The 20,194-nt window shown below is 70.8% G+C and carries 20 protein-coding genes and 1 tRNA gene; 13 read left to right on the top strand and 8 right to left on the bottom strand.

All coding sequences use genetic code 11. The annotated features are described in order from the left end of the window. From ABZV42_RS22550 to ABZV42_RS22530, 5 genes are all read left to right on the top strand, one after another. On the top strand, nt 1-471 hold a 471-nt coding region (locus ABZV42_RS22550; protein ID WP_356053271.1), incomplete at its 5' end, for an IS5 family transposase. Between the two features lie 17 nt (nt 472-488). Then, complete coding sequence (locus ABZV42_RS22545) at nt 489-1,730, top strand: helix-turn-helix domain-containing protein (RefSeq protein ID WP_355980914.1); 1,242 nt, start codon at nt 489-491, stop codon at nt 1,728-1,730. A 142-nt stretch (nt 1,731-1,872) separates the two neighbouring features. After that, nucleotides 1,873-2,475: an oligoribonuclease gene (gene orn, locus ABZV42_RS22540; protein WP_355980886.1), complete on the top strand. Its 603-nt coding sequence runs from the start codon at nt 1,873-1,875 to the stop codon at nt 2,473-2,475. A gap of 108 nt (nt 2,476-2,583) precedes the next feature. Continuing rightward, nucleotides 2,584-2,656 (top strand) — tRNA-His (locus ABZV42_RS22535). 80 nt (nt 2,657-2,736) lie between these two features. Continuing rightward, a complete protein-coding gene (locus tag ABZV42_RS22530; RefSeq protein ID WP_356053269.1) occupies nt 2,737-3,252 on the top strand; it encodes a GNAT family N-acetyltransferase in 516 nt (171 codons plus the stop codon). Between the two features lie 133 nt (nt 3,253-3,385). On the opposite strand, the gene ABZV42_RS22525 is transcribed toward ABZV42_RS22530, so the two are convergent. Then, nucleotides 3,386-4,441: a LacI family DNA-binding transcriptional regulator gene (locus tag ABZV42_RS22525; RefSeq protein ID WP_355980881.1), complete on the bottom strand. Its 1,056-nt coding sequence runs from the start codon at nt 4,439-4,441 to the stop codon at nt 3,386-3,388. 388 nt (nt 4,442-4,829) lie between these two features. On the opposite strand from ABZV42_RS22525, the gene ABZV42_RS22520 reads away from it, so the two are divergent. From ABZV42_RS22520 to ABZV42_RS22505, 4 genes are all read left to right on the top strand, one after another. Beyond that, nucleotides 4,830-6,149 carry an ABC transporter substrate-binding protein gene (locus ABZV42_RS22520; RefSeq protein ID WP_355980878.1) on the top strand — a complete coding sequence of 440 codons (1,320 nt, stop codon included), beginning with the start codon at nt 4,830-4,832 and terminating at the stop codon, nt 6,147-6,149. Next, on the top strand, nt 6,146-7,174 hold the full coding sequence (locus ABZV42_RS22515) for a sugar ABC transporter permease (RefSeq protein ID WP_355980875.1): 1,029 nt from the start codon (nt 6,146-6,148) through the stop codon (nt 7,172-7,174). Before ABZV42_RS22520 ends, ABZV42_RS22515 begins: the two co-directional genes overlap by 4 nt. Then, on the top strand, nt 7,171-8,082 hold the full coding sequence (locus ABZV42_RS22510) for a carbohydrate ABC transporter permease (RefSeq protein WP_355980872.1): 912 nt from the start codon (nt 7,171-7,173) through the stop codon (nt 8,080-8,082). Before ABZV42_RS22515 ends, ABZV42_RS22510 begins: the two co-directional genes overlap by 4 nt. Nucleotides 8,083-8,186: 104 nt before the next feature. Then, nucleotides 8,187-9,617, top strand: a complete 1,431-nt coding sequence (locus ABZV42_RS22505) for a GH1 family beta-glucosidase (RefSeq protein ID WP_356053267.1) — start codon at nt 8,187-8,189, stop codon at nt 9,615-9,617. Between the two features lie 122 nt (nt 9,618-9,739). Here the strand turns inward: ABZV42_RS22505 and ABZV42_RS22500 are convergent, their stop codons facing one another. Then, nucleotides 9,740-10,165, bottom strand: a complete 426-nt coding sequence (locus ABZV42_RS22500; protein WP_356053265.1) for an ATP-binding protein — start codon at nt 10,163-10,165, stop codon at nt 9,740-9,742. 237 nt (nt 10,166-10,402) lie between these two features. Here ABZV42_RS22500 and ABZV42_RS22495 point away from each other — a divergent pair, with 237 nt between their 5' ends. Next, nucleotides 10,403-11,284, top strand: coding sequence for a helix-turn-helix transcriptional regulator (locus ABZV42_RS22495; RefSeq protein ID WP_356053263.1), 882 nt, complete (start codon nt 10,403-10,405; stop codon nt 11,282-11,284). Nucleotides 11,285-11,296: 12 nt separating this feature from the next. Further along, nucleotides 11,297-11,500 (top strand): DUF397 domain-containing protein, encoded by a 204-nt coding sequence (locus ABZV42_RS22490; RefSeq protein WP_356053261.1) that lies wholly within the window; start codon nt 11,297-11,299, stop codon nt 11,498-11,500. Between the two features lie 153 nt (nt 11,501-11,653). Here the strand turns inward: ABZV42_RS22490 and ABZV42_RS22485 are convergent, their stop codons facing one another. From ABZV42_RS22485 to ABZV42_RS22475, 3 genes are all read right to left on the bottom strand, one after another. Further along, nucleotides 11,654-13,135: a cellulose binding domain-containing protein gene (locus tag ABZV42_RS22485; protein WP_356053259.1), complete on the bottom strand. Its 1,482-nt coding sequence runs from the start codon at nt 13,133-13,135 to the stop codon at nt 11,654-11,656. Nucleotides 13,136-13,367: 232 nt separating this feature from the next. Continuing rightward, entirely contained in the window at nt 13,368-14,744 is a 1,377-nt protein-coding gene (locus ABZV42_RS22480; RefSeq protein ID WP_355980857.1) for a HAMP domain-containing sensor histidine kinase, read from the bottom strand. Next, nucleotides 14,741-15,445 carry a response regulator transcription factor gene (locus ABZV42_RS22475; RefSeq protein ID WP_355980855.1) on the bottom strand — a complete coding sequence of 235 codons (705 nt, stop codon included), beginning with the start codon at nt 15,443-15,445 and terminating at the stop codon, nt 14,741-14,743. The genes ABZV42_RS22480 and ABZV42_RS22475 overlap by 4 nt, the downstream gene beginning before the upstream one ends. Nucleotides 15,446-15,601: 156 nt before the next feature. Between ABZV42_RS22475 and ABZV42_RS22470 the strand changes: the two genes are divergently transcribed. After that, complete coding sequence (locus ABZV42_RS22470) at nt 15,602-16,144, top strand: hypothetical protein (protein ID WP_355980852.1); 543 nt, start codon at nt 15,602-15,604, stop codon at nt 16,142-16,144. Between the two features lie 39 nt (nt 16,145-16,183). Here the strand turns inward: ABZV42_RS22470 and ABZV42_RS22465 are convergent, their stop codons facing one another. Continuing rightward, nucleotides 16,184-17,089, bottom strand: a complete 906-nt coding sequence (locus ABZV42_RS22465) for a fused MFS/spermidine synthase (protein ID WP_355980850.1) — start codon at nt 17,087-17,089, stop codon at nt 16,184-16,186. A gap of 63 nt (nt 17,090-17,152) precedes the next feature. Further along, nucleotides 17,153-17,590 (bottom strand): hypothetical protein, encoded by a 438-nt coding sequence (locus ABZV42_RS22460; RefSeq protein WP_356053257.1) that lies wholly within the window; start codon nt 17,588-17,590, stop codon nt 17,153-17,155. Between the two features lie 298 nt (nt 17,591-17,888). On the opposite strand from ABZV42_RS22460, the gene ABZV42_RS22455 reads away from it, so the two are divergent. Next, a complete protein-coding gene (locus tag ABZV42_RS22455; protein ID WP_355980846.1) occupies nt 17,889-19,457 on the top strand; it encodes a hypothetical protein in 1,569 nt (522 codons plus the stop codon). Nucleotides 19,458-19,467: 10 nt separating this feature from the next. Here ABZV42_RS22455 and ABZV42_RS22450 read toward each other — a convergent pair whose 3' ends face one another. Then, nucleotides 19,468-20,064, bottom strand: a complete 597-nt coding sequence (locus ABZV42_RS22450; RefSeq protein ID WP_356053255.1) for a histidine phosphatase family protein — start codon at nt 20,062-20,064, stop codon at nt 19,468-19,470. Between the last annotated feature and the right edge of the window lie 130 nt (nt 20,065-20,194).

Here is a 20,194-nt window from a genome sequence, read left to right as displayed (position 1 = left end):
GGCGCTGAAAAAGGGGACCTGACGGGTCCGAATCCTGTTGATCGGGGCAAGTACGGGTCGAAGATCCACTTGATCACCGAGCGGACCGGCTTACCGATTTCGGTCGGTATCTCCGGCGCCAACCTGCATGACAGCCAGGCTCTGGAGCCGCTGGTGCGTGGCATACCGCCCATCAGATCCCGGCGCGGACCGCGGCGACGCCGTCCTGCCAAACTCCACGCCGACAAGGCCTACGACAACCGTCACCTGCGCCAATGGCTCAGGAAACGTCGCATCACGCCCCGCATTGCCCGCAAAGGAGTCGAGTCCTCCCAGCGGTTGGGCCGCCACCGCTGGACCATTGAGCGGACCATGTCCTGGCTAGCCGGATGCCGCAGGCTCCACCGCCGCTACGAACGACAAGCCATTCATTTCCTCGCCTTCGCCAGCATCGCCTGCACCCTCATCTGCTATCGCAGACTCACCAAATGAGATGACTTCTTAGCAGGATGAGCCACGACTCCACTGCCGCGCCGGAAGCCGCGGCCCGGAAGCTGTCCGGGCGACGCCGCAAGGAGATCGTCGCGGTGCTGCTGTTCAGCGGCGGCCCCATTTTCGAGAGTTCCATTCCGCTGTCGGTGTTCGGGATTGACCGCCAGGACGCCGGCGTGCCGCGCTACCGCCTTTTGGTGTGTGCCGGCGAGGAAGGCCCGCTGCGGACCACAGGGGGCCTGGAACTCACCGCACCACATGGCCTGGAAGCGATCTCCAGGGCAGGCACGGTCGTCGTGCCCGCCTGGCGGTCGATCACCTCGCCACCACCGGAGGAGGCGCTCGACGCACTGCGCCGCGCCCATGAGGAAGGCGCCCGCATAGTCGGGCTGTGCACCGGCGCCTTCGTGCTCGCCGCGGCCGGCTTACTGGACGGCCGTCCGGCGACGACCCACTGGATGTACGCCCCGACGCTGGCCAAGCGCTATCCGTCGGTGCACGTCGATCCCCGCGAGCTCTTCGTGGACGACGGCGACGTGCTGACATCGGCGGGTACGGCGGCCGGAATCGATCTCTGTCTCCACATCGTGCGGACGGACCACGGCAACGAGGCAGCAGGCGCGCTCGCCCGGCGTCTGGTGGTCCCGCCGCGGCGCAGCGGAGGCCAGGAGCGCTATCTCGACCGGTCACTGCCGGAGGAGATCGGCGCCGACCCCCTCGCGGAGGTCGTCGCCTGGGCGCTGGAGCATCTCCACGAGCAGTTCGACGTCGAGACGCTGGCGGCTCGCGCCTACATGAGCCGCCGCACCTTCGACCGCCGGTTCCGCTCGCTCACCGGAAGTGCTCCGCTCCAGTGGCTGATCACTCAGCGCGTCCTACAGGCGCAACGCCTCCTGGAGACGTCCGACTACTCGGTGGACGAGGTCGCGGGCCGCTGCGGCTTCCGTTCGCCGGTGGCGCTGCGTGGCCACTTCCGGCGGCAGCTGGGCTCGTCCCCGGCCGCGTACCGGGCCGCGTACCGCGCCCGCAGGCCGCAGGCCGAGAGGTCCACGGATCCGGACGGCCCTACGGGTCCGCTCGGACCACCGCAGTCGCTGCACCAGGAGCACTCGGGCCCGGTCCCGATGCAGACCCGTCGTACCGCGGCGGCCGGTGCCATGGGCGCGGCGGCGGCACTCTCCGCGGAGGCGATGCGGGAGCGGGCGGAGTTCTACGCGGCGGGCAGGCCGAGCCTGCCGGGACAGCGCAGCGCGCCGTAGTTCCGGCGGCGGAAGAACGCGCGGGGCCCGCACCTTCGGGTGCGGGCCCCTTCGCATGCGGGCCCGCACCCGGCGTGATCCGCCGCCCCGGCGGAGCGCACGGGCGGGTCCACCGGAGGGAGCGGGCCGTAGGGTGAGACACATGAACGATCGCATGGTGTGGATCGACTGCGAGATGACCGGACTCTCGCTGTCGGATGACGCGCTCATCGAGGTGGCCGCACTGGTCACCGACTCTGAGCTGAACGTGCTCGGCGAAGGGGTGGACATCGTGATCCGCCCGCCGGACGCCGCCCTGGAGACGATGCCGGACGTGGTGCGCCGGATGCACACGGCCTCCGGTCTGCTGGAGGAGCTCGCCGGGGGCACGACCCTGGCGGACGCCGAGGAGCAGGTCCTCTCCTATGTACGTGAGCACGTCAAGGAGCCGGGCAAGGCCCCGCTCTGCGGGAACTCCGTCGGAACGGACCGCGGTTTCCTGCTGCGCGACATGCAGAAGCTGGAGAGCTACCTCCACTACCGCATCGTGGACGTGTCCTCCGTCAAGGAGCTGGCCCGCCGCTGGTATCCCCGGGCGTACTTCAACAGCCCGGAGAAGAACGGCAACCACCGCGCCCTCGCCGACATCCGCGAGTCCATCGCCGAACTCCGCTACTACCGCGAGGCGGTCTTCGTCCCGCAGCCCGGCCCCGACTCGGACACCGCCCGCACCATCGCGGCCAAGCACGTCCTGCCCACCGAATAGGCCTTTGACGGGGCCCTGATGGGCCCCGGAAAAAGCTGTGCGCGAGCACCCCTTCAGACCCTGTACACTTTTTCTCGGCCGGTCAGGAAAGCTCGAAGACCGGACATGGTGGGTGTAGCTCAGTTGGTAGAGCACCTGGTTGTGGTCCAGGTGGCCGCGGGTTCAAGTCCCGTCACTCACCCTGAGCGATCAGCCGGTGACCTGTTGAACAGGTCACCGGCTGATTGCGTTCCCGGGTCCCGCAGCCCGTACGCTCCCCTGATGCCCCACCCCACAGAACCTTCCGCCACCGCTCGGCTCGAACTCCTCCCGCTGCGCGTCGAGCACGCCGGGGAGATGGCCGGGGTGCTGTCGGATCCGGCGCTGCACGCGTTCATCGGCGGCGCGCCGCACACTCCGGAAGCGCTGCGGGCCCGGTACGAGCGCCTGGTCGCGGGATCGCCCGATCCCGGTGTCCTGTGGTGCAACTGGGTCCTGCGGGAACGTACGACGGGATCCCTCGTGGGGACGGTCCAGGCGACCGTCTCGGCCGGAACCGCGGAGGTCGCCTGGGTCGTGGGCACGCCCTGGCAGGGGCGGGGCTACGCGACGGAGGCGGCGAGGTCACTGGTCGGGCACATGCTGGCCGCGTTCCCCGGCCGCACGGTCGTGGCCCATGTGCACCCCGCTCACCACGCGTCCGCCGCCGTCGCCGCGACGGCGGGACTCACCGCGACCGGCGAGCTCCAGGACGGCGAGGTCCGCTGGGAGCTGACGCCGCACCCCACCGGCAACTGAAGCCGCACCGGCGCCCCACCGGCCACCGAGGTCACCCCCAGGCGCGGGTGGCCGTTCTCCGGGTGTGGCCGGGGGGTCTTCCGGGGACGGTGGTGAGATCCCGGCGGCTCGCGCGGAGCGCACCGTGCGGGCCTCAGGACGAGGCGCGCACCACCAGTTCCGCGGGCAGCACCAACTGGCGCTTCTCCAGCCCGCGGGAGGCCGCGGGACGGCGGTCCGCGATCTCCCCGAGGAGGAGGTCGATCATGGCCCGGCCCATCTCCACGATGGGCTGACGGACGCTGGTCAGGGGCGGATCCATGTGACGGGCTATGGCCGAGTCGTCGTAGCCGATGAGCGCCACGTCGTCCGGGATGCGCCGGCCGCTCTCGCGCAGCACCTGGCGGGCACCCGCCGCCATGACGTCGGAGCCGGCGAACACCGCGTCGATGTCGGGGAAACGCTCCAGGAGCAGGGTCATGGCGCGCCGGCCCCCCTCCTCGGTGAAGTCGCCGGGGACGATCAGCCGGTCGTCCACCTCCCGGCCCGCGTCCCGAAGTCCCTGGCGGTAGCCGTCGACGCGCCGCTGGGCGCCGTAGACGTCCATACGGCCCGCGAGGTGGCCGATTCTGGCGCGGCCCCGGGAGACGAGGTGTTCCACGGCCGCGCGCCCGCCGCCGTAGTTGTCGGAGTCCACCGACGGAAGCGTCTCCTCCGCCGAGCGCCGGCCGCTGATCACGGCCGGGATCTCCAGCTGGGAGAGCAGGTCGGGGAGCGGGTCGTCGGCGTGCACCGAGACCAGCAGGACGCCGTCGACGCGGTGCGCCGCCAGATACTGGGCGAGCCGCTGCCGCTCCCGGTCGCTGCCCGCGAATATCAGCAGCAACTGCATCTCGGTCTCGGAGAGTTCGGCACCGACACCGCGCAGCATGTCCGAGAAGTACGGTTCCGCGAAGAAGCGGGTCTCCGGTTCGGGGACGACCAGGGCGATCGCGTCGGTGCGGTTGGCCGCGAGGGCGCGGGCCGCCGTGTTCGGAACATATCCGAGCTCCGCGACCGCCGCCTCGACCGCGGCCCGGGTCGCGTCACTCACCCTCGGGGATCCGTTGATCACCCGGGAGACCGTGCCGCGGCCCACTCCCGCGCGCGCGGCCACCTCTTCGAGGGTCGGCCGCCCACCGCTGCGGCCCCGCGCTCCGTGGACTGCCATGGCCTCCGCCTCCCGTTGACACCAAGTTGGCCTGGAATCTAACAGCCCCGTCCGGCGGGGCTCGCGTCACTGGGCCGCAGCCCAGGAGCCGTCACCGGGCCGGCGGCTCCCCTTCGGGCGCCGGACGGGCCATGAGACGCTTCCGGCCATGTGGCGGAATGACATCTTCAGCTAACAGGCCGATAACTGAACGCATCTCTCCGCTCCCCCACCCTTGACACCCCCGCTCGAACCAGCGACTCTTCAACACATCACTGGTGGGAGCGCTCCCACAGTACCTGACACATACACAACCCGCACGTTCCCCGCCCGAGCCGCAGCGAGAAACAACGGGCGCCACCAATGCAGTTGGCCGGGGGGTCGGCACGTCAGGCAACAGGAGGACGCAATGCGTACGAGTACCCGCCGGTCCCGCAGACTGGCGGCCATCGCGGCCGTCGCAGCGATGACCGCAGGGCTGCTGGCCGGCTGCTCGAAGGACTCGAACGACGGCACGACGGACGCGAACGGCGGAGGCGGCGGCAAGACGACGCTGACCGTCGGCACGTTCGGTGTCTTCGGCTACAAGCAGGCCGGTCTCTACGACGAGTACACGAAGCTGCACCCGAACATCTCGATCAAGGAGAACGTCACCACTCGTACCGACGTCTACTGGCCCAAGACGCTCACGCGTCTCCAGGCCGGCTCCGGCACCGACGACATCCAGGCGATCGAGGTCGGCAACATCACCGAGGCCGTCCAGACGCAGGCCGACAAGTTCGTCGACCTCGGCAAGGACGTCGACAAGTCGCAGTGGCTGGGCTGGAAGCTGTCCCAGGCCACCGCCAAGGACGGCAAGACGATCGCGCTCGGCACCGACATCGGTCCGATGGCGATCTGCTACCGCAAGGACCTCTTCGAGAAGGCCGGTCTGGAGACGGACCGCACCAAGCTCGCCGCGCAGTGGAAGGGCGACTGGTCCAAGTACGTCGACCTCGGCAAGCAGTACATGAAGAAGGCGCCCGGCGGCACCAAGTACGTGGACTCCGCCTCCTCGGTCTACAACGCCGCCCTCGGCGGCGAGAGCCAGCGGTACTACGACAAGGACGGCAACGTCATCTGGGACAAGTCCACGGGGGTGAAGAAGTCCTGGAACGCCGCGATGACGGTGGCGACCAGCAACATGTCGGCGAAGCTGAAGCAGTTCGACCCGACGTGGGACCAGGGCTTCGCCAAGGGCTCGTTCGCCACGGTGGCCTGTCCCGCCTGGATGATGGGCTACATCGAGCAGAAGTCCGGTGACTCGGGCAAGGGCAAGTGGGACGTGGCGGCCGCGCCGACCGCGGCCAACTGGGGCGGTTCGTTCATCGGCGTGCCGACAGCGGGCAAGCACCAGAAGGAGGCCATCGCGCTGGCCAAGTGGCTGACCGCGCCCGAGCAGCAGGCGAAGGTCTTCGCCAAGCAGGCGAGCTTCCCCTCGACCCCGGGGGCGTACTCCAGCCTGAAGCCGGCCGCCGACACCACGGCCTACTTCTCCGACGCGCCGATCACGCAGATCTTCGGCGACTCGGCGAAGACGATCCCGGTCCAGTACTTCGGCACCAAGGACCAGCCGATCGGCACCGCGATCACCGACGTCGGCATCCTCCAGGTCGAGCAGAAGGGCAAGACCCCCGACCAGGGCTGGAACGCGGCAAAGGCTGAGATCAAGGACGTGCTCGGCCAGTGACCAGCCCCAAGCAGGCTCTCGCGCAACCCGCGACGAGCGCCGACGCCGCGCCCGGCTCACAGCCGGGCGCGGCCCGGGGCGCTCAGGGTCGCGGTACGCCGCCGCAGCAACCCGATTCCTGGCGCAGCCGGCTGTACCGCTGGGACATGAAGGCGTCGCCGTACGCATTCATCGCCCCCTTCTTCATCATCTTCGGGGCCTTCGGGCTCGGCCCCCTGCTCTACACGGCCTGGTACTCGCTGCACAATGTGCAGCTGTCCGGGCTGGACCACCAGACCTGGGCCGGTCTGGACAACTACAAGAATCTGCTGTCCTCGGAGTTCTTCTGGAACGCGCTGGAGAACACCTTCAGCATCGGCGTGATCTCCACGGTGCCGCAGCTGGTCATGGCCCTCGGGATCGCCCACCTGCTCAACTACCGGCTGCGCGGCTCGACCGTGTGGCGGGTCGTGATGCTCACCCCGTACGCCACCTCGGTGGCGGCGGCGACGCTCGTCTTCACGCTGCTGTACTCGTGGGACGGCGGAATGGTCAACTGGCTGCTGCACTTCATCGGGGTCCACCCGATCAACTGGCGCGAGTCGGACTGGGGTTCGCAGTTCGCCGTCTCCTCGATCGTGATCTGGCGGTGGACCGGCTACAACGCGCTGATCTACCTCGCGGCGATGCAGGCGATCCCGACGGACCTGTACGAGTCGGCCGCTCTCGACGGTGCCGGCCGCTGGCAGCAGTTCCGTCACGTGACGATCCCCATGCTGCGGCCCACGATCCTGTTCACGGTGGTCGTGTCCACCATCGGCGCGACGCAGCTGTTCGGTGAGCCGCTCCTGTTCGGCGGGGTCAGCGGTTCGAAGGGCGGCTCCGCGCACCAGTACCAGACGCTCGGTCTGTACATGTACGACCAGGGCTGGGGCATCGGCAACCTCGGCAAGGCCTCGGCGATCGCTTGGACGATGTTCCTGATCCTGCTGATCATCGCCTCGATCAATCTGCTGATCACCCGACGGCTGAGGAAGACCCAATGACCACGACTGAACTGACTGTCTCCCAGACGGAGGCGAAGGGAACCCCGGCCGCCCGGGAGCCCGGACGCCGCCGGGTGCTCGGCGCGGGCAAGCAGCTGCACGCGGGTCCGGTCACCTATCTCGTCCTGACCGTCTTCGCGCTGGTCTCGCTGGCTCCGCTGGTCTGGACGGCCATCGCGGCCTCGCGCAACAACACGCGGCTGGCGCAGACACCGCCGCCGCTGTGGTTCGGCGGGAACCTGTTCTCGAACCTCCAGGCCGCGTGGGACCAGGCCGGGCTCGGCACCGCGATGGTCAACTCCACGATCGTCGCCGGGACCATCACCCTCGGCACGGTCGTGTTCTCCACGCTCGCCGGGTTCGCCTTCGCCAAGCTGCGGTTCAGGTTCTCCGGACTCCTGCTGCTGCTCACCATCGGCACGATGATGATCCCGCCGCAGCTGGCCGTCGTGCCGCTGTATCTGTGGATGAGCAACCTCGGCTGGTCCAACCAGCTCCAGACGGTCATCCTGCCCACCCTGGTGAGCGCCTTCGGCACGTTCTTCATGCGCCAGTACCTGTTGCAGGCACTGCCCTCCGAGCTGATCGAGGCGGCGCGGGTGGACGGCGCGAACAGTCTGCGCGTGGTGTGGCACGTCGTCTTCCCGGCGGCCCGCCCGGCGATGGCGGTGCTCGGCCTGCTGACGTTCGTGATGGCATGGAACGACTTCCTGTGGCCGATCATCGCCCTGAACCAGCAGGAGCCGACGGTGCAGGTCGCCCTCAACGCGCTGGGCACCGGCTACATCCCCGACCAGGCCGTCATCATGGCGGGCGCGCTGCTCGGCACACTGCCGCTGCTCATCGCCTTCCTCCTGTTCGGCAAGCAGATCGTGGGCGGGATCATGCAGGGCGCGATCAAGGGCTGACCGCCCTTCGGGGGCCGGGTCGCCGCAGCCTCGGCCCCTCAAGTCCCGCCTTTCCCGACCACCTCCAACTCGTCGGTCTTCACGACCCCCTTGGGAGCGCTTCCATGCCTGAGTCCGTAACGCCCGTGACTTTTCCTCCGGCCTTCCTCTGGGGTGCGGCGACCTCCGCGTACCAGATCGAGGGCGCGGTGCGGGAGGACGGCCGCACGCCGTCGATCTGGGACACCTTCAGCCATACACCCGGCAAAACGGCCGGCGGCGAGCACGGTGACATCGCTGTCGACCACTATCACCGCTACCGCGACGACGTGGCTCTGATGGCGGACCTCGGACTGGGCGCGTACCGCTTCTCCGTCTCCTGGTCGCGGGTGCAGCCCACCGGGCGGGGCCCCGCCGTCCAGCGCGGCCTTGACTTCTACCGGCGTCTGGTCGACGAGTTGCTGTCGCAGGGCATCAAGCCGGCCGTCACCCTCTACCACTGGGACCTGCCGCAGGAGCTGGAGGACGCGGGCGGCTGGCCCGAGCGCGAGACCGCGCTGCGTTTCGCCGAGTACGCGCAGATCGTGGGCGAGGCGCTGGGCGACCGCGTCGAGCAGTGGATCACGCTGAACGAGCCCTGGTGCAGCGCCTTCCTGGGCTACGGCTCCGGGGTGCACGCCCCCGGCCGGACGGACCCGGCGGCGGCGCTTCGCGCGGCCCACCATCTGAACCTCGCGCACGGGCTCGGCACGTCGGCGCTCCGTTCGGTGATGCCGTCCCGCAACTCGGTCGCGGTGAGCCTCAACTCCTGCCCGGTGCGGCCTCTTTCACAGGACCCGGCGGACCTGGACGCGGCGCAGCGCATCGACGACCTGGCCAACGGCGTCTTCCACGGCCCGATGCTGCACGGCGCCTACCCGGGGACCCTGTTCACGGCGACCCGGTCGATCACCGACTGGTCGTACGTCCAGGACGGCGATCTCGCGCTGATCCACCAGCCGCTGGACGCCCTCGGCCTCAACTACTACACGCCGACGCTGGTCTCGGCCGCCGCCGCTCCCAAGGACGGTCCGCGCGCGGACGGCCACGGCTCCAGCGCGCACTCCCCCTGGCCGGGCGCGGACGACGTCACGTTCCACCAGAGCCCGGGCGAGCGGACGGAGATGGGCTGGTCCATCGACCCGACGGGACTGCACGAGCTGATCATGCGGTACACCCGTGAGGCGCCGGGCCTGCCCCTGTACATCACGGAGAACGGCGCGGCCTACGACGACAAGCCGGACCCGGACGGCCGCGTCCACGACCCCGAGCGCATCGCCTACCTGAACGGCCACCTGTCGGCCGTGCACCGCGCGATCGCCGACGGGGCGGACGTCCGCGGCTACTACCTGTGGTCCCTGCTGGACAACTTCGAGTGGGCCTACGGCTACGAGAAGCGCTTCGGCGCGGTCTACGTCGACTACACGACCCAGATCCGCACCCCGAAGTCGAGCGCCCACTGGTACGGCCAGGCGGCCCGCACGGGAACGCTGGCGCCGGTGACGCCCGCCGAGTAGGCGGCACCCCAAGGACACGGGGGACACGGGGGACACGGGGCGCGGCACCCGAGGGGGGTGCCGCGCCCCGGCATGTTCCGGCCCGCCGCGTCCCGCACCCGGGCCCGCCATCCCGGAACCGGTCACCCCCGGGGATCCGACCGTCCCAGCTCGAACCAGGTCGCCTTGCCCCGTCCCGGCCCGTGCCCGCACACGCCCCAGGCGTCGGCGCCCCTGGAGATCAGCTGTATCCCCCGGCCGCCCTCCTCGTCGGGGCCGGGAGCACGGCAATCGGGCCGGCCGGGGGCCTCGTCGTGGACGAGGACCCGCAGCCGGCGAGGGCCGGCCCAGCCCGCGTGCAGCGTGACGGGGGCCGAACAGCCGTGACCTGAGCAGGCGTTGACGGCGTTGGTGACCGCCTCCGAGGTCAGGAGCATGGCGATGTCGGTGAGTTCGGGCCGGTGGGACGCGGTGAGGAGGGTGCGGACGGTCTCCCGGGCGGTACGCACCCAGACGGGATGCGGCGGAAAGACGAGGGAGACGTCGGCGGGGCGTGGGGGGTCCTCCATCGGAGGGACTCCTTCGGGTTGCGCGCGACCGTGGTGACCAGGTCCGTGGTCCTCAACTCCGCTGAGGCGTGGGGGTACTTCCTCGGGGCGCGGGCGGGTGGATCTCTCCGACGGTAGGGAAATGTTTTCCTTTAGAGCAACCATTTCCCGTTGGTGTCACCTAAGTGGGTGACGTGCGGTCAGGCCTGTGACGTGGGTTTGCCGAGGTCGGCAGACTGCTCGACCAGGAGGTTGCACATGGCACCCAGGAGCAACCCGAGCGAGCGCCAGCGCAGGCTCGGTGCGGAGCTGCGCAGACTACGAATCGGCGCCCGGCTCTCCGGCGAGCACGCGGCCGCCATCCTCGACGCCGACCGCGCTCGGATCAGCAATATCGAGACAGGACGCATCGACGTCTCGCGCAACCGTCTGCACAAGGTGCTCCAGGAGTACGGCTGTCCGCCCGGACCGTACTTCGACGGGCTGATGGCGATGGCCCAGGAGAACGGCAAGGGGTGGTGGGACGAGTTCAACGACACGATCGGGCCGGCCGCACGGGATCTGGTGGAACTGGAGTCCCGCTCGACGGCACTGCGGACGCACGAGCCGCTCGTGATCCCCGGCATGCTCCAGACCGAGGAGTACGCCCGCGCGGTCCTGGACGCCACCGAGGGGGACCCCCAACGGGTGGAGCGCTACGCCGAGTTCCGCCTGGCCCGCCAACGCGTGCTCACCTGCGGCTCACCGGTGACGTATCGCGCCGTCGTTCACGAGGCCGCTCTGCACACCCACGTGGGCGGTGCCGCGGTCATGCGTCGTCAGCTGCTGCGGTTGATGGAGATCTCCCGGTTGCCCAACGTGGCCGTACAGGTGTACCCGTTCGAGGCCGGGATCTATTCGGCGCACACCCAGTCGTTCGTCCTCTACGGCAGCGCCGCCCCGGAACTGGACACGGTCTACCTGGAACACCCGACAAACTCACTTTTCCTGCGGGATGGGGAACACCTCGACGGGTACGCCAAGATGTTCGAACGGCTGTCACGGCTGGCGCTGGCGCCGGTGGACCCGGAGTCGGCGCCCGAATCGCACGCGTCACGCGACTCGCTGAGCCTGATCCAGCACGTCATGTACGCCCTGTGAAAGGAATGCGCGATGCCCCGACCCGGTTGGCAGAAGTCCTCGTTCAGCACAGGCGGCGAAGGCAACTGCATAGAACTGGCGGCAACCGCGACCGGTCACGTCCACCTTCGTGAGAGTGACCGGCCCGACGACATCGCCACCTCCGCACCGCATGCGCTGGCCGGTCTGCTGCTCGTGCTCAAGAACGAGTCCTGGGGACCTTCGCGGCGGCGGTGAGCACGCGAAAGGGCCCGAGCCGGGTCCGGAAGACGTTCTCCGGACCCGGCTCGGGCCCACGACCTGGTCATGGCCTGCCACGACGCCCCGGCCGGGTGGGGGGTGGAAGGTGGAGAAGTCCGGCCGGGGCGCGCGGCCCCCGTTTCGCGATGGCTACTTGAGAGCGGCGAAGGCCTTCGAGAAGGCGCCGTCGCTCTGGACGATGGAGCTGCACACCGCGTCGGCGGTGTTCTTGGCTCCGCCGGCGCACTGCTTGTCACGGGCCGCGGACCACATCGAGAGCCAGCCCATGCCCTTGGACCGGGCGAAGGACACCAGCTGCGAGGCATCGTCGACCTTGAAGATCTCCGAGGACACGTCGTTGACGCCGATCATCGGGGTGATGGCGACCGTCTTCCAGGCGGCGCTGTCGGAGAGGCCGAGGACGCTCTTGATCTGCGCCTGCGTTGCGGTGGCGGCCTGCTCGGCAAGGTCGCCCATGTCACCGCTGAACGCGGGGCCGTAGTCCATCGCCATGATGTTCACGGCGCTGATCTTCACGCCGTTGGACTTGGCGTCGGAGAGCAGGTTCACGCCGTCCTGGGTCAGGCCCTGCGGCAGGACCGGCAGAGTGAAGGAGACGTCCAGGCCCGGGTGCTGGGCCTGGAGCTTGGCGATGGCCTTCGCCCGGTTCGTGTTCGCGGCCGTGTTGGGCAGCGCGCCGCCCTCGATGTCGAAGTCGACCTTGGTGAGCTTGAAGGCGTCCACGGCCTTGCCGTACGCCGCCGCCAGCGCGTCGGCCGAGCCGCAGGTGGTGGCCAGCTCCGAGCCGGAGGCTCCGCCGAAGGAGACCCGGACGTCACCGCCCTTGGCGCGCAGCGCGCCGATCTGCGCCGCCACCGCGTCATTGGCGAGGTCGCTCACGCCGCCGAACTTCGGTGTGCAGCCGCCGCCGTCGGTGACGAAGGCGAGGTTGTAGTTCTTCACGCCGGTGGCGTCCGCCGCCTTGAGCAGGTCGAAGGCCGGGAAGAGGGAGGTGTCGACGTAGGGCGCGAAGCCCGCGGTCGTGGTGCTGCCGCTGCCCGAGCTCTGTGTGGGGGACGGCGTGGCGGTGGCGGTGGCCGTCGGCTTCGGGGTCGCGCTCTGGGTGGCGCTCGCGGTCGGGGTGGGCGCGGCCGTCGGAGTCGCGGTCTGCGTCGGACGGCCGCTCGGCTCCGGCGTCGCGCCGGTGTCCACCGAGCACTTGGTGCCGTCGATGACACAACCCGTCGGGTTCGCGGTGCCGTTCACGACGAAGCCGACGGTGACGGACTCGCCGGCCGCCAGACCGTCCTTGTCCCAGGACGGCGGGGTCACGGTGACGTGCTGTCCGCTCACGGCCGACGTCGCGTCCCACAGCGAGCTGAGCTTGGAGCCCGCGGGCAGGTCGAACTCCAGCTTCCAGTCCGGCTTCCGCTGGCCCGTGTCGTTGGAGACGACGTACTGCGCGGTGTAGCCCGTGGACCACTCGCTGGTCCTGGTGTACGCGGCGCCGACACTCGACGCGTTCGCGATCCCGGTGAACACGAGGGCGCCACCGCCGGCCACGGCCGCCGCGACGATGCCGCCTATCGCCTTGTTCCTGCCACTGACCTTGCGCCGGTGCGTGCTGCTCATCGCGTGTGCCTGCCTTCGCGGATTCACGGGGGGGGTCGCTGGGGTCGCCCCAGGGGGTGCGGGCACCACGCTAGCGATCCGGAATCGGTCAAACCGCTTGATCCGGGCGGAGGTTGGCGATCTTAGGGTCCGCTTAAGGAAGGCATCGGGAACAGTTAAAGGTCGAGACCAATGTGGGCGGTTCGGGGGGTGCCGCGGGGCCACTCGGCGCACCCGGACACCCGTGCCGCACTCAGCGCACGCCGGCGCCGCGTCTGCGCCGGCGAACGCTGCCCCGGTGCCCGCTGCGGACCGGCGCTCTGCCGTCCAGCTGGATCCAGATGCGCACCTCGGTCCCGCCCAGCACGGAGGAACCGATCCGCACGTCCCCGCCCGTCGACTCCGCGAGGCGTCGCACGATGTCGAGGCCGAGACCCGTGGACCCGTCGTTGCCCGAGCCCTGTCCGCGCGCCATCGCCGCCTCCGGATCCACTATCCCGGCGCCCGCGTCCGACACGAGCACGATCACGGCGTCCTCGGCGTTGTGCACGTCGACCGCGAAGGCCGTGCCCTCGGGGGTGTGGCGGAAGACATTGCCGAGGAGGGCGTCGAGCGCGGCGGCGAGGTCGGCGCGGGCCACGGGTATGCGGCACGGCCGTTCCACACCGGCCACCCGCACCTTGCGTCCCTCGTCCTCGGCGAGCGCCGACCAGAAGTCCATGCGCTCACGGACGACCTCGGACGCGTCGCACCCGGCTACGGCGCCGATCGCCGCGGTCTGCGGCTTGGCCTCCCGGGCCGTCCTGATGATCGTGTCGACCTCGCGCTCCAACTGCTCGACGGCGGCCCGGGTCTGCTCGGCGGCCGCCCCGTCGCCGAGCGAGGCGGTGTTGAGACGGAGCACGGTCAGCGGGGTCCGCAGCCGGTGCGAGAGGTCGGCGGCGAGCTCCCTCTCGTTGGCGAGCAGCTGGACGACCTGGTCGGCCATGGAGTTGAAGGCGACGGCGGCCAGCCGCAGTTCGGTCGGCCCCTCCTCGGGCACCCGGGACCCCAGCTGCCCCTCGCCCAGTTCGTGCGCGCTCTCGGCGAGGCGCTGCGCCGGCTGCACCATCCGCACGCCCAGCCGGTCGGCGACCGCGACGGAGCCGATGACGAGGGCGACACCGACCGCCGCGAGGACCGCCCAGGCCGTGCCGACTCCGTTGCTGACCTCGGACTCGGGGACGTACACCTCGATGACCGCGATCTCGCCGGAGCTCAGCGCGATGGGCTGGAGCAGCGCGGAGCCGCCGGGCACCTCCGCGGTGGAGGCCCGGCCCAGCCGCCGGGTCATGGCGACGTCCTTGCCGACGGCCCGCTGCTCGCCGATCTCGACCGCCGGCTTGCCGTCACCGGCGGGGATGTGCACGGCTATCCCCGCGTTCGAGCCGGCCGAGGCGACGACGCGCTCCAGCTCGTCCCGGTCGGTGGTGATGGAGAGCGCGGGCGCGATGGCGGCTGCCTGCCGCTCGGCGTTCGAGAACGCCCGGTCGCGCGCCATCTCCTTGATCACCAGGCCGAGCGGGACCGCGAAGGCGACGACGACCATGGTCGTCACCGCCACGCACACCTTGACCAGTGCCCACCTCACAGCGGCCGCTCCGCCCTCGGCGGCTCCAGCTTCACGCCGACGCCCCGCAGGGTGTGCAGATAGCGCGGCCGGGCCGCCGTCTCCCCCAGCTTCCGGCGCAGCCACGAGAGATGCACGTCTATGGTCTGGTCGTCGCCGTAGGCCTGCTGCCACACCTCGGCGAGGAGCTCCTTGCGCGGCACGACGACACCGGGGCGCCCGGCCAGGAAGGCGAGCAGGTCGAACTCGCGCCGGGTGAGGTCGAGTCGTACGCCGTCCAGCTCCGCCTGACGGCGCAGCGGGTCGATGGCGAGGCCGCCGACCCGGATGACCGTCGGCACGGGGGCCTCGCCCACAGTGGAGCGTGAACGGCGCAGCACCGCCGCCATGCGCGCGGACAGGTGCTCGACCGAGAACGGCTTGGTCAGATAGTCGTCCGCGCCGGCGTTCAGCAGCCGCACGATCTCCGTCTCGTCGTCCCGCGCGGTGGCGATGATCACCGGAACGTCCGTGATCCCGCGCAGCATCTTCAGTGCCTCGGACCCGTCCAGATCGGGCAGTCCGAGATCGAGGATCACGACGTCGAAGGAGAAATGGGCGACCTCGCGCAGCGCCTCCAGGGCCGTGCCGACACTGCGCACGATGTGCGCGGCCTCGGTCAGATGCCGGATGAGCGCCGAGCGTACGAACTGGTCGTCCTCGACAACGAGCACACTTGCCATGGGCGGCACCGTACGCCATCCGGGGGCGGCCGTCCGGTGCCTGTGGACAACCCTCATCAGGCACTTGTGGACAATCCCGGCCCACTCGACGGGGACACTCCACGTCTTGGCGGGGCCGGGAGACACCCGTGGTGCCCGTGGTGCAGTATGGCCGCGATGCGCAGAGGACTCGTACACGTACTCGCGTGGTCGCTCGCCACGGGCGCGGCGGTCACGCTGTCCTGGTGGGGTGTCCACACCGTCATGACGGGGACGGCCTACGACCCGCCGCGGGCCCTGCCCATCACGGTGGCCGGCGCCACCGCGAAGGAGACGAGACCCCTGGCCTCCTCGACCCGGCGGGCCGAGCCGTCCAGGAGCGCTCCGGACAGAACGTCCGCGAGCCCGAAGCCGAGCACGGCTCCCTCGAAGTCCGCGTCGGCGAGCGGCGGTCCGTCACCGGCCCCCTCGGCCCCGGCGGCTTCCGCGAGCTCGTCCGGACAGGTCAAGGGCTACGACTCCGACGGCGGCCGGGTGGTCTTCGACATCGCCGCCACGTACGGGACTCTGGTGTCGGCGACGCCCAACACCGGCTGGTCGATGCAGGTGTGGAAGACCGAGACGTGGATCCGTGTCGAGTTCAGCTCGGGCGCAGACCGGGTGTCGGTGTTCTGCGACTGGCACGACGGGCCTCCGCACGTGGACATCGGGACCTACTGACCCGGCGGGGGCGGCAGGCCGGATCGCGCTGACGCCCGGTCAGCGGAACACGGACGGCGGCGGTGCCGGAGACGCGACCGCCACCGCGTCCGTGACCGGTACGGCGCCACCGGTGAAGTCCAGGAGTTCCCGGCCGTGTTCGACCCGGGCGGGATGCGGGTCGGAGGCGGCGCGGCGGGTCAGTTCGGCGACGGGCAGCTGCCGGCCTGAGGCGACGAGGACGGCGTTCCCGAAGCGTTTGCCGCGCAGCACCGTCGGGTCGGCGACCAGGGCGAGTTCGGGGAAGACCGAGGCGACGGTGGCGATCTGGCCCCGGAGGTGGGCGAGCGGGGGTCCGTCGGCCAGGTTCGCGGCGTAGACCCCTGAGTCCTTCAGCGCCCGGCGGACCTCCCCGACGAACTCGGCGGACGTCAGGTGGGCCGGTGTGCGCGCGCCGCTGAAGACGTCCGCGATGACCAGGTCCGCCCAGCCGTCGGGCACCTTGGCGAGACCTTCCCGGGCGTCCACGGAACGCACTCTGATCCGGGCGTTCGGGTCCAGCGGCAGTTCGCGGCGCACCAGTTGGACGAGGGCCGCGTCGCGTTCGACGACCTGCTGGGTGGAACGGGGGCGGGTGGCGGCCGTGTAGCGGGCCAGGCCGAAGGCGCCGCCGCCGAGGTGGACCACCTGTACGGGCTTGCCCGGCGGGGCGACGAGATCGATGACATGACCGAGGCGGCGCTGGTACTCGAAACTCAGGTACGAGGGGTCGTCGAGGTCGACGTGGGACTGCGGGGCGCCGTCGATGAGCAGGGTCCAGGCGCGCGCCCGGTCGCGGTCGGGCAGCAGTTCGGCGAGCCCGCCGTCGACGGCCTCCACGACCGCCTCGGCCGCGGCCTGCCCGCGCCGTCCGCCCCGTCCGGTGTCGCTGCCCTCGTCCGCCCGCTGTTTCCTCGCCCTTGCCATCTGGCCATTATCGGGGCGCGGGGGCGGCTCGGCTCAGCGACCGGTCACCGGGTTCCGGCCCGCTCACCGGCAGCCGTCCGCCGCCTCGATCAGCCGCGCGGCCTCGCCCAGCGCGGCCCGCAGGACCGCCGGATCGGTCGCGAGGTCCGCGTCACCCGGCGGGAGCAGCCAGTCCGAGCCCTCGACCGGGGGTTCGGGGATCGCCCGCAGGCCGCGGCCGTTGGTCTGCGTACAGGTGCTGCCGGGAACGTCCCAGGCGTCGGCGGTGCCGGGCGGCACCAGGAAGCCCAGGGTGTCGCCGCCGCCGTCGTGCAGGACGGGCCCCACGAGGTCGGCCGCGCCGCGGCGCAGGATGTCGACCGCTTCGAGTCCCTGGCGGGCCGGGACGGTCACCAGGTCGCACTCGGCGGCCGGCCGCGCCGGGACGGCGCACTCCGGGGACGGCCTGTGCTGCGCGGTCGGCTGCGGCGTACGGAATTCGGTGCTGTGCGTGATCTGCATCCCGGCCTCCAACGGAACCCCTCCTCATGACGAGTGGGTCGGGAGTTCGGGCGGCTCCCGGTCCGCACGGTTCAACGCGCCAGGACGTCAACGGCTACGGCGAAACTCCGCCACAAAGGATGGCAGTTCATGGCAGATCGTGGATGAGATATCCGGTTTGTAGCCAAACCCAGCGTGGCGGCGTTGTCACACCAGGTACGTTCTTGCCCGCCGGAAGCAGGGAAGCTACCGGGCACAACCCGGTCAAGTCAGTCCCTGCTCCGGCGTGGTTCGACGGTTCGCAAGAGAGGGCCCGGCCATGGCGTCGTCATCGGTGACCTCGTCCCCGTCCCCCCGGCCGGCACGGCCGAATCTCGCCTTCCGGCGGTTGCGCGGTCTGCGCTCCCCGGGCGAGTTCGCCGCGCTGGTACGGAGGGCCGCGCGCGAGATCGGCGAGCGGGTCAGCTGCGACGCGCGCTACATCGGGCGCGTCGAGGCGGGCGAGATCCGCTGTCCCAACTACGCGTACGAGCGGGTGTTCCTGCACATGTTTCCCGGCCGCACGCTGACGGACCTCGGTTTCACGCCCCGCTCCTGGGTACGCGGACGCGGTGCGCGCGACACGGGGGAGCCACCCCTCACGCACCCCACGAACCTTCCACCCGCCCCGTATGAGACGGACGGGGCGCACGAGACGTATGAGACACCGGGTCCGCTCCACGTCCCGGCCCCGTACGGACCGCGCACCGCGCACCACACGGACAGCCCGCACGATCCGCACAGCACGCACGATCCGTACGACCCGCACCACTCGTGGGATCCGTACGACCCGTACGACAAACGCGATCAGAACCACGAGGAGAGCGACGTGCAGCGTCGCGCATTCATGACCGGAGGCACCGCCACCGTGGCGGCGGCCTCACTGGGACCCTTCGCGGTCGCCTTCGGCGGCAGCGCCGAGGCCTGCGAACGACGCGTCCACCGGGCGGGTACGTCCGAGGCGGGCGCCCTGGAAGAAGCCGTCCGCCGGATCCGGCTGCTCGACGACAGACACGGCGCCGACGGGCTCTACCGACGCGCGGCGGCCCCCCTGCGCACCGCGTACGAACTGCTCGACGCGGGCACCACCCGGCAGGCGACCGCCGACCGGCTGCACTCCGGGGCGGGCGAACTGGCCATCTCGGTGGGCTGGCTGGCCCACGACTCCGGGCGCTTCGACGACGCCCGCTCGCACTACGCGGAGGCCCTCGCGACCGCCAGGATGGCCGGCGACGCGAACCTGGAGGCCCATGCCTTCTGCAACACGGCGTTCCTCGCCCGTGACGCGGGGCGCCCGCGCGAGGCCGTCCGCGCGGCCCAGGCGGCCCAGCGCGCCGCACGTCCGCTGGGATCCCCCCGGCTGCTCTCCCTGCTCGCGCTGCGCGAGGCGGGCGGCTGGGCCGGGCTCGCCGACCGCCGGGGATGCGAGCAGGCGATGGCGCGCGCGCAGGCCCTCTACGGACGCGGCCCCTCGGAGACCGATCCCGAGTGGATGACCTTCTACGGAGAGGCCGAACTGGAAGGCCTGGAGGCGCAGTGCTGGTCGACACTGGGCGACTGGCCCCGCGCGGCCCGTCACGCCCGCCGCGCCGCCCACCTCCAGGACCCGCACTTCACCCGCAACATCGCCCTCTACACCGCCGAACTCGCCGACGACCTGGCCCGCGGCGGGCGTCCCGACGAGGCCGCCGTCGCCGGTCTGCGCGTGCTCGACCTGCTGAACGAGGTCCAGTCCTCCCGCATCCAGACCATGCTGGCGGGAACGGCCCGCGTGCTGCTCCCGCACCGCAGGGCCTCGGGCGTCTCGGCGTTCCTCGACCGGCACGCGAGCCTGCCCCGCACGACGTGAGGGGCGCCGGTCAGGCGCTCAGGTGCCCGCAGTCGTTCCACACCTCGATCGCGGGCTCCCCGTAGGCCCAGCCCAGCACCGACAAAGAGGCCGGGTTCAGGCGGACACGGGCCGCGAAGTCCAGCGGAAGGCCCAGCCAGCGGGCGCCTATGGAACGCAGGATGTGGCCATGGGCGAAGACCAGCAGATCGCGGTCCTCGGAGCGGGCCCGGGAGACGACCTCGTCCGCGCGCGCGGTGACCTGCTCCAGGGTCTCCCCCTCGGGGACCCCGTCGCGCCAGATGAACCAGCCGGGACGGACGTCCTGGATCTCGGCCGGGGTCATGCCCTCGTAGGCGCCGTAGTCCCACTCCATGAGCGTGTCCCAGACGGTCGCCCGCTCCGCGAAACCGGCGAGCTCGCACGTGTCGCTCGCCCGCGATAGCGGGCTGGTGAGCACCTCGGCACCGGGCAGCGCGCCGAACGGCGGCCGGTGCAGCCGCTCGCCCAGCAGCTTGGCACCGCGCCGTCCCTCTTCCAGGAGCGGGATGTCGGTCCTGCCGGTGTGCTTTCCGGACAGCGACCATTCGGTCTGTCCGTGCCGGGCCAGCAGGATGCGCGGTGCCATGACGAGGAGCCTTTCCGGGACGGCGGCACGGATGAGAGGGTTCGGCTCACCCGTGGACGACTGAGGAGTGGGTCACTCCATCATCGCTCACCCCCACCGCGGGCAACCCGGGGGGCGATGTCCGCGTCTT

It is taken from the genome of Streptomyces sp. NPDC005281 (assembly GCF_040607495.1).
Classification (GTDB): domain Bacteria; phylum Actinomycetota; class Actinomycetes; order Streptomycetales; family Streptomycetaceae; genus Streptomyces.
This window is presented reverse-complemented; position numbering and strand designations above follow the sequence as displayed.